Below are 14,687 nucleotides of genomic sequence, written 5' to 3'. Positions count from 1 at the left end.
CGTACGGCCTGTGCCTGTCCGCTCATCCTGTGAAAGGACGCCCCTCATGCCGGATTACGGCGACTACACCATCACCCAGGTCCAGGCGGCGATCCAGCCTGGACAGCCGGCCACCATGACCGAAGCGGGCCGGGTCTTCGCCGGGGTGCTCGCGGACCTGAGGGCGCTCAGCGCAGAGATCCCGGTGGAGGTCCGCGCCGTGACAACAGGTGACCGGGCCTGGACCGGGCCGGCTGCCTCCGCATTTGTCGCGGTGGTCAACGGTCTCGTCGAGTTCCTCGACCGGGTGGCGCAGCCGTTGGAACCGTACGGGCCGGCATTGGCGGGCAGCGCCTCGGCGCTGTCGACGGCGCAGGCGGACCTGGCCCAGTTCTCCAAGGAGGTTGCCGCCTATCGGGCGCAGGTGACAGCGATCGGTGTGGTCTCCGACGACGCCAGCATCGACGCGGAGGCGCGGAAGATCCTGGTGGTGTTGGCGCTGGCCTACCGGGAAGCCGTCCTGAAGCTGCAACCGATACCCACCTCGCCGCAGGACGCCGCGTCCGGCCCCGGTCACGCCGCGGAGCCGAGGCCGCGCAGCGGGGTACAGCTGTCGCAGTTGCCGGTCGAACCGGTCCTGTCGCTGCCGGATCTGTCACCGCTCGCGCGGGCCGCTTACCTCGCACCGAACCCGACGAGCGTGCCGACCCTCGACGTACACCTCGGCTCTCCGGACCCGGCGACGCTGCTGGCCTCGTACACCGGGCCGGTGGTGACCGCCCCGGCGGTGTCCGGCATCCCCGTCGGGGCGATGCCCGAGCCGTTGGCGGGTAGCGGTCCGTTGGGTGGCAGCGGCCCGTTGGGTGGCAGCGGTCCGTCGGCCCCGGTCACCACGATGGCGGGGAGCGTCGCGACCACCCGCCGGGCTGCCGGACCTGGCACCGGCAGTCTCGGCGGTTCGGTTGCTCCGCAGGGTCTCAACCCCGGGCCCGCTCCGCTGCCGTCGACACCCTTCACCGGGCCCGGTGGCCGCCGGCCCGGCGACCGGTCGCTGCGGGTCGGCCCGGTGCTCGGCCGTCCGGAGGAAGAGGACGAGCGCCAGCCGGGGCTGCCATTCGTGGGTGACGAGGACTGGACCGATGACCTCGGTCTGACCGGAGCGATCGGCCGCACCTCACCGCCTCGATCGGGTGAGTGATCGGCGTGGGGAAGCACGTCGACAGCGTCAACACCTGGGTCCAGCAGTTCGACGACGAGTTGGCCCTCCTGCACAAGACGTACGGCGACCCGCTGCTCTTCGAGTCTGCCGGGGAATCGCCGGCACCCTCCAAACCCGGCAACGCCGAACTGGCCGCGAAATCGCTCGCCGCGCTGCGGAACCAGTTGGACGACCTGCGGGTGGACATGCTGACTGCCGATCTCGGCCGGGAGGTCTACTGGAAGGGGCCAGCGGCGAGCCTGTTCGGCGAGACGTTGTCCGCCTATCGCAGTTTCATGACCGAAGTCGCCGGGGCGATATCGACCTACGCGACGGTCACCAGGGAAATCGCGATTTCGCACGGTGACGCGCAGGCCAGGTATCGCAATGCCCTGGAAGGGCTGCGGACGGGTTGGAAAGCGGTGGAGACCGAATGGTACAGCCGTACGATCAAGCTGGCGCAGTCGCTGGAGCTCAAGGACAAAATCAAGTGGTGGAACCGCTGGGTTATTCATATCGAATTTCCCGACAATCTGGGAGAAATTTTCGACAAGGCGTTCACCGACTACAAGACTGATGCGCAGGCGGTCTACGACAGGGCGAAAGGTGAGTTTCAGAAGATCTGGGACGAGCTGAGCGGTAAATACGCTGAGTCTCTGATCAAGTACACCCGCCTGCCCAGTCCGGAGTTCGCGGGCGTCGTCGCGCCCGACAACGGCCGCGACAAGAAGACCGACGATCTGTCGGGTGGCGACGACCCGCCCAATCTGGACCTGTCTGACCTGTCCAAGCTGCTGGGTGGTGGCGGTTCGGGGGGTGGCGGCCTACCTGACCTGGGCGGCGGTGGCGGCCTACCTGATCTGGGCGGTGGCGGCGGCCTACCTGATCTGGGCGGTGGCGGTGGTCTGACGGACCTGCCGGGGGGCGGTCTGCCCGGCCTGGGCGGCGGTGGTGGTCTGACGGACCTGCCTGCGGGTGGTGGTCTGCCCGGACTGGGGGGCGGGTTACCTGGTCTGCCCGCTGGTAGCCGTACGGTACGCCGGCCGGATGGCTCGATGGGAATCGATCTGAACGGTGACGGTGTCGCCGACGTCGGCATGGACGGCAAGGCGCTGCCCGGGGGTGACGCGCCGAACGGGGGTCGCCTCGTCACCGGACCCGACGGCACCACCGGTTATGACATCACCGGCAACGACGTGCCCGACCTCGGTCTGGACATGCAGCCGCTGCCCGGTGGCGATCTGCCTGCGGGCAGCACGCTGGTCACCGGCCCGGACGGCACCCGGGGGATCGACACGAACGGCGACGGTCGGCCGGACCTGTCCCTCGACGGCAGGGCCCTGTCCGGATCGGGAGCGCCGGTCGGTAGCGCGGTGGTGACCGGCCCCGACGGGCGCACCGGGTTCGACGTCAACGGCGACGGTGTGCCCGACGTGGGCTTCGACGGGCGGCCGTTGTCGCCGTCGCCTGAGGGGCTGCTCGATCCGGGTGGCCGCATCCCCGGAGACAACGTCCGGCGAGTGACGGACGGAGCCGGGTCGGGCGGCACGGGGGTCGCCGCCGGCCAACAGGTGACCGGGCAGGGGATGGGCTTCCCGCCGCCGATCCCGCCTGCGGTGGGCGGTGCCGGCGCCGGGGGCGGCGGCAACGGCGAGCGCGAGCGTCAGACCTGGTTGCAGGAGGACGAGTCCGTGTGGACGGACGACCTGACCGCGGTTACCGCGCTCGGCCGGCCGGTTGATGACGAGGACGACGACGAGCCCGTCGACGAGTGGGCGGCTCCGGTGCGCCGGCCTCGCGGGACTCCGCGTGGACAGCGCCCAGCACAGGGCGGTTGGCAGCCGGGCGCGGCCCGGCGTTGATCGGAACACTGGCGATAGTTGGAGATGAAAGGAGCGGAATGTGCCGGATGAGGTGCAGGTCGACCGTGAGGCGATCAGAAAGCTCGGCGAAAAGTTCCTCAGCCTCGCGGAGCTACATGTCGATCCGGGTCTGGCGAAGGTGCCCAGCAGCACGATAAATCCGGGGGTCTTTGCGGACGCGGACGATCTCAGGCTGACATTCAACAATCGCAGGGACGCTCTGGCTGAAGGGCTTGCGAATATCAAGAAGGCGCTTCACTACATCGGCGACACGCTGGAGGTCATCAGCAAGAAGTACGAGAAGACCGACGGCGATACGGGCGGTGTCGCGGCCGAGTTGGACGCCCTTGTCGAGCGTGTTCGGAAAGACCTGCCGGGGATCAAGTACTAGGGCTGTGCGTGGGCACCGAACGGCATATTCGGGAGAGAGAAGGGCTTGCGGGTGGCAAACTACGAAGGTTGGACGCTGAAGGAGGTGAAGGAGGCGATTCAGCCCGGCTCGGCACCGACGTTCCACACCGCCTCGACCAATATCGGGGACACCTATCGCGCGCTCGGGATGCTGCTTGACGACATGCCGGCCGAGGTCGGCAAGGTGGTGGGCACGTCCTGGTCCGGCCCGGCCTCGAAGGCGTTCACCAAGTTTCTGGACGGTGTCTATCCGGTCATCGGGGAACTGCGGACCGCCATCGCCGAATACGAGAAGGAGCTCGAAAACGGCGGTGCGGCACTGACTGCGGCCCAGAGCGCCGTCGCAGAGTGTGTGGAGCACGACGTCTGGGTCCAGTCGACCATCGCGAGCTTCGCAGGAACGGCGGACTACGACGCCGTCCGCCAGTCCCTACAGGTGCCGTTCGACGCCTCCGTGCGACAGGTTCTGCTGAATCTGGCGAACGAGTACCGCCGCGTCGCGGCGGCGTTGAAGCCCATCCCGGAGGCCGTGCTCAAGAAACCCGGTGGTGGTTCCGGCTCGGGTGGCGGGGATGACGATGACGAGACGGGCGGCGGTGGCGGGGATGAGGACGAGGAGACGGGCGGCGGTGGCGGGGATGAGGACGAGGAGACGGGCGGCGGTGGCGGGGATGAGGACGAGGAGACGGGCGGCGGCGAGGACGAGGATGAGGAGACGGGATCCGGTGGTGGTTCCGGCTCGGGCGGTGGCGAGGGCTCGGGCGGTGGCGAGGGCTCGGGCGGTGGCGGGGACGAGGGCCTGGGTGGTGGTTCCGGCTCGGGTGGTAGCGGTTCCGGCTCGGGTGGCGAGGAAGACGGAACCGGTGGCGGTGACCCCGGTTCGGGTGGTGGCGGTCCCGGGAGTCCGACCGGCTCGGGCGGTCCTCTCGGTGATCAGAACCGGGCCCTGCCGGACGCGCCCCGAGCCAAGGACAAGAACGGCGTAACCGGAATCGACGTGGACGGCGACGGGGTGCCTGACCTGGGCCTCGACGGCAAACCGCGGCCCGATGCGAAACTGGTCGAGCTCGATGGCCGCAGCGGCGTGGACGTCGACGGCGACGGCCGGCCGGACATCGGGATCGACGGTGAGATCCTTCCCTCCGCGCCCGTCGTGCAGGGACCGGACGGCACGATCGGCATCGACGTAAACGGTGACGGCCGACCGGACGTGGGGATCAGCGGGCAGGTGCTCCCGGACGCCCCGATCGTGGTCAAGGACGGGGTCCGTGGTGTCGACGTGGACGGCGACGGTGTCCCGGACCTGGGCATGGACCGCAAACCACTGCCCGATGCCACCCTCGTCACCGTGGACGGCATCACCGGCGTCGATGTCAACGGCGACGGCAAGCCCGACATCGGGATGAATGGCGAGATTCTCACGTTCGCCCCGATGGTCTCCACCCCGGACGGCATAACGGGTGTCGACGTCAACGGCGACGGTAAGCCCGACATAGCCGTGCTCGGTGGCCTGTCGGTGTCGCCGAAACGAGGGGCCGAAGCGATCCCGATCCCGGAACTGCCGATCTCGCCGCAGCCGACCCCTACCGTGCCCACGAACCTCACCTCGGCCGGGCTCGGTGGCCATGTGGTGACGTACGCGCCGGATCCCAACGATCAGCCGACGGTGCTGACGAGTCTGGGGGCCGCGCTGGCGGGCCGAGGGCGGCCAGCGGGCGCCGACGAGGTCGCGGGCGCCGGCCACCAGGGCGGGTCCGGTACGCCGCCGTTCCAGTCCGGGGCTCCGGCCGGCCTCGCCAGCAGAGACAGCCGGGCGCGGCGCTGGGCGGCGTTGGCCCGGGACGACGACGCCTGGCACGATGATCACGGAGCGAACTCGGTGCTGGGGCGCCCGTCCTACGACAACGATTGGGAGGACTGACGTCATGGCATCCGGTTTCGAGGCCGCCATCAACGAGATGCTCACCGAGCTGGCGCAGCAGCGCGACAGCATGACCCGCTTGCAGCAGGGCATGGCGTCGGTCACCGGCTCGGCGACCGCGCCGAAGCGGCAGCTGTCCGTCGTGGTGGACGCGCAGGGCGAGATCACCGAACTGAAGTTCCTCGGCCAGAGCTACCGGTCGATGGCCGCCTCCGAACTGTCCAACGTGATCATCTCCACCATCAAGGAGGCGCGACGCGACGCCCGCGTTCGGCTGGCCGAGCGGGCCGGCGACGTCGGGGTGGCCGGGGCGAACGTGGGCGACCTGGTCGACGGGGAGGCGGACTGGGGCGCCGCGCTGACCGACGCGTTCACCGTGCCGCAGTCGTTCCTGGACCTGCTCCAGCGACCGCCGACCGACCTGGTCGACGGGATCGACCTCGACACCGGCTCCCGCAGGCCCGCCGCCGGGGGCGACACCCCGACGCGTAACCAGGAACCAGGAGACGGTAAGTGACCTCGCGTCGCGTCTACACCGTCTCGGCCACGGAACCCGGCTGCCTACGCCGGATCTCCGAGGCGCTGGCCAGGGCGGAGAGCGGTGCCATCATCGACGTCCTGCCCGGCGAGTACGCCGAGTCACTGCACCTGTCCGTGCCGGTGACCATCACCGCCCGCGACGGCCGGGGAAGCGTGCTCATCGCGCCGCAGGACGGGTACGCGGTGTACATGCAGACGGAGACGGCGACGCTGGCGGGCCTGGTGCTGCGGCACCGCGACGACAAGCGGGCCGCGGTGGACGTCGGGGTCGGTCGGCTCCGGCTCGACGGGTGTGACCTGCGGGCCGAGTCCCCGGCGGCCGTGTTCGTCCGGGCCGGCGCGTCGATCGTGATGACCGACTGCGGGATAACCAACTCCGTCGGCGCCGGGATCGTGGCGACCGACGACGCCGGCGGCTCCGTCGAACGGTGCCGGATCGAACGGGCCGGCACCACCGGCGTGGTGCTGCGCAGCGGCGCCGATCTGACCATCCGGGACAGTGTGATCAGTGGGGCGCAGGGCAACGGGATCTGCAGCACCGAGGCGGCCAAGGGCGTCGTCGAGCGGTGTGAGCTGTTCCGGATCGGCGGCCCGGCGGTCGTCATCGAGAAGGGCTCCACCACCCGGGTGTCCGGTACGAAGATCCATGACACCTCGGACGTGGGCATGTACCTCACCGGCAGCGGCCGGGCGACCGTGGAGGACTGCGAGGTCTCCGAGACTGCGGGTGCCGGCCTGCTCGTGGCCGACGGCGCTGATCCGTTCATCGCCCGGACCCGGCTGAGCCGTACCCGGGGGCACGCCATCCGCGTCGTCGGCCGGTCGCGGGGCACGTTCGAGCAGTGCGAGGTCAGCGACGCCCCGGTGGCCGGGGTGTGGGTCGGCGGGCACAGCGATCCGACCTTCACCGGGCTCCGCCTGCGGGACTGCGCCGATGCGGCCCTGCTGATCAGCGACTCCGCGGCGGGCACGTTCGACGACATCGACATCCAGCGTTCCCGGCAGCACGGCGTGCGCATCGCCACCGGCGCCAACCCGCTGCTGCGTAAGCTCGTCATCGCGGGCTGCCAGGGGCACGGCATCGTGGTGGCGGAGAACGGCCGGGGCCGCGTCCAGGGCGCCGAGATCACCGACACCCGGTTCGCCTCGGTCCGCAGCCTCGACGGCGGCAGCCCCGAGATCACCGACTCCCGGTTCGGCGGCAGCGACGACGTGGGGGTGCTCGTCGGCGCCCAGGGGCGTTGCGTGTTGCGCGGCTGCGAGGTCTACGAGGCCCGCAGCGGTGGCGTCGCCATCGAGGACGGTGGCGAGGCGACGGTCACCGACTCGACCGTGCGCGGCTGCGGTGGCGCCGGGATCGGCCTCGCCGCCGGTGCCCGGGGCGAGATCAGCGGCTGCGAGATCGTCGACAACGAGGGCGACGGCATCTGCGTCGACAGCGACCAACCGATCGTGGTGCGGGACTGCGCCGTGTCCGGCAACGGCGGTGCCGGCGTACGCCAGGGAAAGTCGGCGGCCCGGCTCACCGCCGAGGGCGTGACGAGCGAGGACAACGGCGAGGCTGACTCGTACGGCGCGCAGGTCACCGCAGGCGGCAGGCCCGGCGGCGGCGGTCGGTCGAAGGCCCGGGCCGGCACGTCGCCGGTCGACGTGGTGCCGACCGCGGACCTGCTGGCCGAGTTGCAGACCTTCGTCGGCCTGGACTCGGTCAAGCGCGAGGTGGCGGCGCTGGTCAGCCTGCAGCAGTTGGCCCACAAACGTGCGGCCGTCGGCCTGCCCAGCCCACCGATGAGCCGTCACCTGGTCTTCGCCGGCCCGCCCGGCACCGGAAAGACCAGCATCGCCCGCCTGTACGGCAAAATCCTCGCCTCGCTCGGCACCCTGCCCAAGGGGCACGTCGTGGAGGTGGCGCGGCAGGACCTGGTGGCCCAGTACGTCGGCGCCACCGCGATCAAGACCACGGAGAAGTTCACCGAGGCCCTCGGCGGGGTGCTCTTCATCGACGAGGCGTACACGCTGGTCACGGAGAGCGGCGGTTCCGGCGCGGACTTCGGCCGGGAGGCGATCGACACGCTGGTCAAGCTGATGGAGGACCACCGGGACGACGTGGTGGTGATCGCCGCCGGCTACTCCCACGAGATGCGCCAGTTCCTCCAGAGCAACCCCGGCCTCGCCTCCCGCTTCACCAGGACCGTCGACTTCGCCAGCTACACCCCGGAGGAACTCGTCTCCATCGTGGAGAATCTCTGCCGGGTCCATCAGTACACCCTGGAGTACGGCACCCGGGCAGCGGTCGAGCGCTACTTCACCTGGATCCACCGGGACGAGACCTTCGGCAACGGCCGCACGGCGCGCAAGGTCTTCGAGGAGATGGTCAACCGGCAGGCCCAGCGGCTCGCGGCCGAGGGCACCATGTCTCCGCAGGAACTCAGCAGGCTCCTGCCCGAGGACCTCGGCCCGGCCGCCGGGCCAGGCGTCGGCACGTCGGCCGGCAGCACCCGGGAGGAGCTGCCGGGCCTGCTCGAACAGCTCAACGCCATGGTGGGCCTGCCCTCGGTCAAACGCGAAGTCACCGACCTGATCAATCTGATCGGCACGGCCGAGCGCCGGCGTCAGGCCGGGCTCCCGGTGCCCAACCTGTCCCGTCACCTGATCTTCTCGGGGCCGCCGGGGACCGGCAAGACCACGGTGGCCCGCCTGTTCGGCCAGGTGCTCGCCGCGCTCGGGGTGCTGTCGTCCGGGCAGCTCGTCGAGGTGTCCCGGGGCGACCTGGTGGCCGAGTACGTCGGACAGACCGCCCGAAGAACCAAGGAGGCCTTCGACCGGGCCCGGGGCGGCGTGCTGTTCATCGACGAGGCGTACAGCCTCAGCCGGGGCGCCGGCGCCAACGACTTCGGCGCGGAGGCGATCGACACGCTCGTGAAGCTGATGGAGGACCACCGGGAGGAGGTGGTGGTCATCGCCGCCGGCTACAAGTCGGAGATGGGTGGCTTCCTCGCCGCCAACCCGGGCCTGGCGTCCCGGTTCGCGCCGCCTCTGGAGTTCGAGAACTACCGTCCGGACGAACTGGTGGTGATCTTCAACCAGCATGCCGAGACGGCTGGCTACACCTGTGCACCCGCCACCCTGGCCGCCGTCGCCCGACACTTCCAGGCGGTGGAGAGGGGCCGCGACTTCGGCAACGGTCGGTACGCCCGCCAGGTGCTCGAGCGCATGATCACGAAACAGGCGGGCCGGACCATGACCATGTCCGCGCCCACCACGCAGCAGCTCATCTCCCTGCTACCCGAGGATCTCCAGTCGTGACCGCCGGGCGGGGAGCCGGAGGGCCATCATGATCAGGGGGCAGCGCCAGGGCGCGGGCGAGGTGCCCCGGCTGCGCGTCGACGAGGTGGGCGACGCGCTGCTGGTCTCGGTCAACGGCGTCCATCCGGCGACGGCGGCGGTGACCCGTGCGCTGCCGACCGAGACCGGCCGGATCTGTGTCGTCATGACCGACCCGGCCCTGGCCTACCACCCCGACCTCGGGTACCGCCTGTGCCGGTGGGTGCCGGCGCGCTACGAGGCCGTACGCCTGATCTCGCCCTGCGCGGGCATGGCGGACCAGTCGGGCCGGATACCCGCGCAGCACCTCTGCGAACTGGTCGAAGCCGACGTGATCGCCCCGGTCGGCGAGCTGGTCGCCGTCCCCGGCGGCACGCTGTACGCGCTTGCCGGCGGGGTCGACGGGACGGACGGCCAGTGGCTGCGGTACCGGCCGGGCCGCCCGCCACTCGCCGCCGGCCAACGGTTTCCGTTGCCGGAGTGGGAGCGGGAGCTGGCTGACGCCGCCGATCCGGGCATCCCGGAGCTCACCGTCGAGCAGATCCCGGCCGGCCTGTGGGTACGCCGGTCGCACAGCCCGGCCGGCCCGGTGGAGCCGACCGACCTGGCATTCGCCGTGCCCGTCCAGCCGGACACCGTGACGCTGCTGGTGTCCCGGCCCGGTGATCCGCCGCTGCCCGCCGCCGGCCTGCGCCGCACGATCGAGGCGATCCCCGCCGCGCTGCGTGAACGGCTCATCGTCACGCCGTACGGCGATGCCCCCGTCGCCGACGGCGCCCTCGGGGCCACGGCGTCCGCCGCCGCGAACCGCACCCTGCGGGTACGCACCGGACTGGCGTTGCACCTGTCCGGCCGGGGCGCCCAGGTGGCGGCGGTCGGGGTGGACGGGGCACCGACCTGGATCCCGTTCGCCCGGGAGATCGCGTGGCGTCCACACGGCGGCGGCCGGATCCTGTCCTGGACGGCGCCCACGGACCAGTTGCTGCCCGCCGGTCCCGCCCAGTTCATGCTGAACGAGCGGTGGCTGGTGGAGGTCCTTGAGGCGGGGCTGTGGATTCGGGAGGTGAACCGCACCGAGGGAGCTGCCGTGATCCGGCGGCTGCCGCTGGAGGCCGAGCACTGCACGGTGGTGATCGGGGTGGGCGACGAGGACCAGGCGGCACCGCCCTGGCGGCCCGTCGACCGCCTGCTGCACCGGCTGCCCGGGGAGGCGCTCGCGCGGCTGCGGCTGGCGGTGCCGGCAGAGGCCGGGCAGTGGTTCGCCGAGGACATGGCCAAGGGTCTGCGCCGTACCCTGCGAGGTCTGGCACCGCTGGTGCTGACCCCCGCAGGCCGGCTGCTCGACCCGGCCGGGGAGGAGCCCGGCCGTCGTCCCAGCTCGGCACCCGAACCGACCGGGAAGTCAGCACCGCGGGCCGGAGCGGTGGCGGCCGGCGTGCCGGGTCGCCGCAAGTCAACCTCCGTCGATGAGATCAGTTCGCTGCTGAGCTACGTCGACCAGATACGCCAGGCGCCGGCCTGGGACGAGTTGCCCGGTGAATCCGGGCCGCCCCGCCCGCCGGTGGCTCCCGCCGCGCGGCCGTCACCCGGGCGTGCGGCGGAGGGGACCGCGCAGGCGACGCCCCCGACGGACGACGGGCAGGCCGTCCTCCGTCCGCCGGCTCCGCCGGTCGTGGTGCCGCAGTCCGCGCCCGTGGTGGTGGTTGCGGCACCGGTCGCCGTGGCCCCGTCGGAGCGGGAGGCGGGTCCTGAGCCCGCCCCCCGTCCCGCCCGCCGGGCCACCGTTTCCCCGGTGGACGAGGATGCCGACGGTCTGGCCAACGAGGAGGCGCCGGAGTGAGGAATCCCAGGTCCGGTAACCGGAACGGATTCGCGGGCGGCGCCGTTCTCGTGGTGATCATGACGGTCGTCCTGGTGGTGGTGATGGTCGTCGTGATCGGAAACGACGGCCCGGCGCAGCGGCCTCCAGCGGGTGCTGCCGGCCCGGCCGACAGCCCGACGACGGAACCGGAGGGCGCCATGGAGATCCCGGTGCCGCCGGCGTCACCGGAGTGGACGCCGCTGGACCCGATCCTGGAAACGTCCGCCGAGCCCACGGTCACAGTGGCGCCCCCCGTCATCGGGGCGGCGCCGAACCAGCCCGCCGACCCGGTCCCGAACCGGCCCGCCAGCCCGGCCCCGAAGCCCACTTCCGCGTCGTCGTACCAGTTCACGGCCCTTGCGGGCAACGGCTGCGCGGAGACCGCCACCTCCGGGTCCTCCGCCGCGTTCCCGGCAGGATCGCCGGTGGCGAGCGTGGGGGGCGGTTGGTCCGGTCCGGGCTGCGCCGGGGGCACCGCCTGGTCCGTGCCGATGTCCGGTGCCGCCGACCGGAGCGACAGCGACATCCAGGTCAGGTGGTGGTTCAGCACCGGCACGCTGACCCGGGGCAGCTGCGCGATCTGGCTGTTCGTGCCCAAACCCGCGCGGGAGCTGGACGCAGCGGGCAAGCCGGCCTTCTTCCAGGTGACCCGGGGACGCGAGGACAGCACCGTGATCGGCACGTTCAGCATCGACCAGCCCGCCCACCGGGGCCAGTGGGTCCGCGCCGGGTCCTTCCCGCTGGAGGGTGGGCGGATCGGGGTCAGGTTGCTCAACCGTGGCGCCGGCACCGGCGGCGCTCGGCACGGCGCCGGCCAGGTCCAGGTGGGCTGCACCACATAGCCGACTCGGTGAACCCGCCCCGGCCGGCGTACGTAGCCATGGTATGACCGAGACGATCATCATCGATGCGGATCAGCTTGCCCTCGTGGCCAAGGAACTGAAGATTCCGGCAGCAACCGTGCGGGATGCGGTGTCGACGTTCAACAAGAACAGCGCGGCGCTCGGTACGCCATGGGGCAACGACGAACTCGGCAAGAAGTGGGCCGAGATCTACGTCCCTGGTGTGGAGGGCGTGCAGTCGTCGTTCAAGGCGATCGTGGACGGCCTGTTAAAACTCTCGGACGATTTCGCCAAGATGGGCCATGTCTACAACCTCGTCGAGAAGGGCAACAGCCGATAGGTGGCCGGGTGAAGGCCGAGCCCCATCGCTTCGGTCAGGCCCGGACCAGGTCTGAAGACTGTCCCGTGGGCCGGCCATGACGGCGGGTTGGCGGGACGGCGGGCACGTCGCCCGACCGGATGCCGTCTGGTGTTTCGGTGAGTTCACCTCGTTCGAAGGAGTTGTCGTGACCGTTCCTGTCCGTAGTGCCGGTGATCTTGGTCAGGTCGCCGGCTGCCATGACATGCTGCTGCGCCTGGCGGGTCGGTTGCCGGATGACCTGATCGCCCAGGCGCGTAGCTGGCTCGCGGAGCGGGCGTTGGTCAAGCTGGCCCAGGTGTTGGCCGGGGCCGTCACGGCGCAGCGGGTGGCTCTGCATCCCGATGATGCCGCCCTGCTGGTCGACCTGCTACGCGGGGTGGACGCGGACACTTCCGAGCTGGCGAATCTCGCCCGGGCCGGGCACGACGTGCTGCTCCCGTACCTGTTCCAGCCGGTCACGCCGGACCAGGCGGCCACGATTCGGCGGCGTGGCGGGGTGCTGCCGGTCGCGCTTGATCTGACGTCCGGGACGCCGCCGCGGTGGGACACGGTGGACGCGGCGGCGGTCGAGACAGTCGCAGCCCGCCCCGGGGTGCACGGCTTGTGGCGGGCATGGCGGTCGGTGGCCGATGGCTCGGCGTGGCCGCTGCCGCGCCGGGTGTATCTGGTGGAGGTGGCTGACCCGGCGGAGCGGCCCGGGTTGGCCGCCGCACTCCAGGGCGCGCTCGAGGCCGCGGGCGAGATGGCGCCCCAGGTAGAGGTGAGCGCGGTGGGTGAGACGCCGTCGTACTACCAGCGCACGGCGCGCGGGTCTGGGGCGTTGCTGTGGGCGCACCGGGCCGCACCGGTGATCGAGAACGCGACGGTGTTCGATCTGGTTGATCCGGAGCGGGGTGCGGTCTTCGCGCCGGATCACCCGAAGGTGGCCGACGCGGCGGCCCGGGAGGCGCTGCTGGGCTATCTGGATGGCGGTCATCCGTTGATGTGGACCACCGCGACCATCGACGATGTGGTGGATACCAGCCGGGGTGCGGTGGTCCCGTTGAACTTCCGGACCGACGGCACCTGGATCTGGCCGGACGTGGTCGCGTACTACCTGCGCGAACATCACCTGCGGCCGGACGATCGGCTGGTGGAGCACATCGAGGGTGTGGGACATCGGATGGCCCCGCTGGACGGGGTGGCGGTCTTCCGTACGCTGACCAGGCTCCAGGAGCCGCCGGAGGGTGAGCCGGCGTGGCGGTTCCACGACGACGAGCCGGAGCAGCCCCCACTGGACGGCCCGGACCTGGATTGCTGATGTGGACCGTCCCCGGGCGGGTCGGACTGGTTCTCGACCGGGTGAACCGGGACCGCCGCCCGGACGTGGTAGTCGGGGAACGTCGAGAAGGGGGCTGACAGGTGGGCGACACCGATCCGGATGAGCACGACGACTGGGCCGAGGGCAACGATCGCGACGAGCGGCCGGGCAGGTGGGCCCGGCTGACCCGCAACGGGCTACGCCGCCCGAGCATGCCGCTGCTCGCCGCGGCGTGTGTCGGTGTGCTGGCGGTGTTGATCGGCATTGTCGTCGGTGGCCGGGAGCAGCCGGGCCCGCCGCCGCCGGCCGCCGCCGCTGGCGGCGGTGGGGTCACCGAGAATCCGACCATCGAGTTCGATCCGGTCTCGGAGGGCGAGGAAATGTCGCCGAGTGCGGCACCGGAGATCACCGTAGCTCCGACACCCACCCCGGGCGCCTCCAGCGCGGCACCGAATCCGACCCCGGGCGCGACCCAGCCGCCGCGACAAACCCCGGCGCCCGGCGTGCCGACCGGTGCTGCCCCTGCCCCCGCGCCCAACGCGCCGAACGCGCCCAAGTCCACCTTCACCGCAATCGGCGGCTATCACTGCTCGCCGACCGCGACCACCGGCTTCCGGCACTCCGACTGGTACAAGGACGGGGAGCGGGGCTGGTACTCCACGGGCACCGGTGGCTGGGTGGGTGCCGGCTGCGAAGGCCACTTCGAGTCGATGCCGATGTCCGGCTCCAAGACCAAGGACGACAGTGGTCTCTACGGTGAGTGGTGGTTCGTCGTCGGTGCGTCGACCCGCTCGTGTGACGTCTCGACGTACGTGCCGGCCACCACGGACAGCCGTAGGGTGGCCGGCGCCCCCGCCACCTACCAGGTGCGCGACACCGAGAGCGGGCCGGTCCGGGCGACGTTCACGGTCGCTCAGAAGGCCAACCGTGGACGGTGGGTGGCGTCCGGGACGTACGCCGTCACCGGCGGCCGAATCGTCATCCGGGTGGTCAACCGGGGAATCGACTTTAACGACTCCGGGGACACCCTCGACCACATCGGGATCGCGCAGATGAAGGTGACCTGCCACTGACGTGGCCGTGAGCCG

11 protein-coding genes are annotated in these 14,687 nt (G+C 71.2%); all 11 read left to right on the top strand.

What is annotated here, in order from left to right:
* The first annotated feature begins 46 nt into the window (after positions 1 to 46).
* The 11 genes from GVV04_RS20815 to GVV04_RS20765 all read left to right on the top strand — a co-directional run bounded on the left by GVV04_RS20815 (position 47) and on the right by GVV04_RS20765 (position 14,672).
* On the top strand, positions 47 to 1,177 hold the full coding sequence (locus GVV04_RS20815; protein WP_161689740.1) for a WXG100 family type VII secretion target: 1,131 nt from the start codon (positions 47 to 49) through the stop codon (positions 1,175 to 1,177).
* A complete protein-coding gene (locus tag GVV04_RS20810; protein ID WP_161689739.1) occupies positions 1,174 to 3,039 on the top strand; it encodes a hypothetical protein in 1,866 nt (621 codons plus the stop codon). Before GVV04_RS20815 ends, GVV04_RS20810 begins: the two co-directional genes overlap by 4 nt.
* A gap of 40 nt (positions 3,040 to 3,079) precedes the next feature.
* A complete protein-coding gene (locus GVV04_RS20805) occupies positions 3,080 to 3,430 on the top strand; it encodes a hypothetical protein (protein WP_161689738.1) in 351 nt (116 codons plus the stop codon).
* A 51-nt stretch (positions 3,431 to 3,481) separates the two neighbouring features.
* Positions 3,482 to 5,371, top strand: coding sequence for a hypothetical protein (locus tag GVV04_RS20800; protein ID WP_161689737.1), 1,890 nt, complete (start codon positions 3,482 to 3,484; stop codon positions 5,369 to 5,371).
* Between the two features lie 4 nt (positions 5,372 to 5,375).
* Positions 5,376 to 5,888: a YbaB/EbfC family nucleoid-associated protein gene (locus tag GVV04_RS20795; protein WP_161689736.1), complete on the top strand. Its 513-nt coding sequence runs from the start codon at positions 5,376 to 5,378 to the stop codon at positions 5,886 to 5,888.
* Positions 5,885 to 9,217 (top strand): right-handed parallel beta-helix repeat-containing protein, encoded by a 3,333-nt coding sequence (locus tag GVV04_RS20790; protein WP_161689735.1) that lies wholly within the window; start codon positions 5,885 to 5,887, stop codon positions 9,215 to 9,217. The genes GVV04_RS20795 and GVV04_RS20790 overlap by 4 nt, the downstream gene beginning before the upstream one ends.
* Positions 9,218 to 9,245: 28 nt before the next feature.
* Positions 9,246 to 11,075, top strand: a complete 1,830-nt coding sequence (locus tag GVV04_RS20785) for a hypothetical protein (RefSeq protein ID WP_161689734.1) — start codon at positions 9,246 to 9,248, stop codon at positions 11,073 to 11,075.
* 59 nt (positions 11,076 to 11,134) lie between these two features.
* Positions 11,135 to 11,938, top strand: coding sequence for a hypothetical protein (locus tag GVV04_RS20780; RefSeq protein ID WP_161689733.1), 804 nt, complete (start codon positions 11,135 to 11,137; stop codon positions 11,936 to 11,938).
* Positions 11,939 to 11,981: 43 nt separating this feature from the next.
* Positions 11,982 to 12,278: a hypothetical protein gene (locus tag GVV04_RS20775; protein WP_161689732.1), complete on the top strand. Its 297-nt coding sequence runs from the start codon at positions 11,982 to 11,984 to the stop codon at positions 12,276 to 12,278.
* Between the two features lie 166 nt (positions 12,279 to 12,444).
* Positions 12,445 to 13,599 carry a hypothetical protein gene (locus tag GVV04_RS20770; protein ID WP_161689731.1) on the top strand — a complete coding sequence of 385 codons (1,155 nt, stop codon included), beginning with the start codon at positions 12,445 to 12,447 and terminating at the stop codon, positions 13,597 to 13,599.
* A 101-nt stretch (positions 13,600 to 13,700) separates the two neighbouring features.
* The gene (locus tag GVV04_RS20765) at positions 13,701 to 14,672 is read left to right on the top strand and encodes a hypothetical protein (RefSeq protein ID WP_161689730.1); all 972 of its coding nucleotides are present in this window, start codon (positions 13,701 to 13,703) and stop codon (positions 14,670 to 14,672) included.
* Positions 14,673 to 14,687 lie beyond the last annotated feature (15 nt).

Source organism: Micromonospora rubida (assembly GCF_009908295.1).
Classification (GTDB): domain Bacteria; phylum Actinomycetota; class Actinomycetes; order Mycobacteriales; family Micromonosporaceae; genus Micromonospora; species Micromonospora rubida.
The sequence above is the reverse complement of the archived record's forward strand: the minus strand, read 5'-3'. Positions and strand labels throughout refer to the sequence as shown.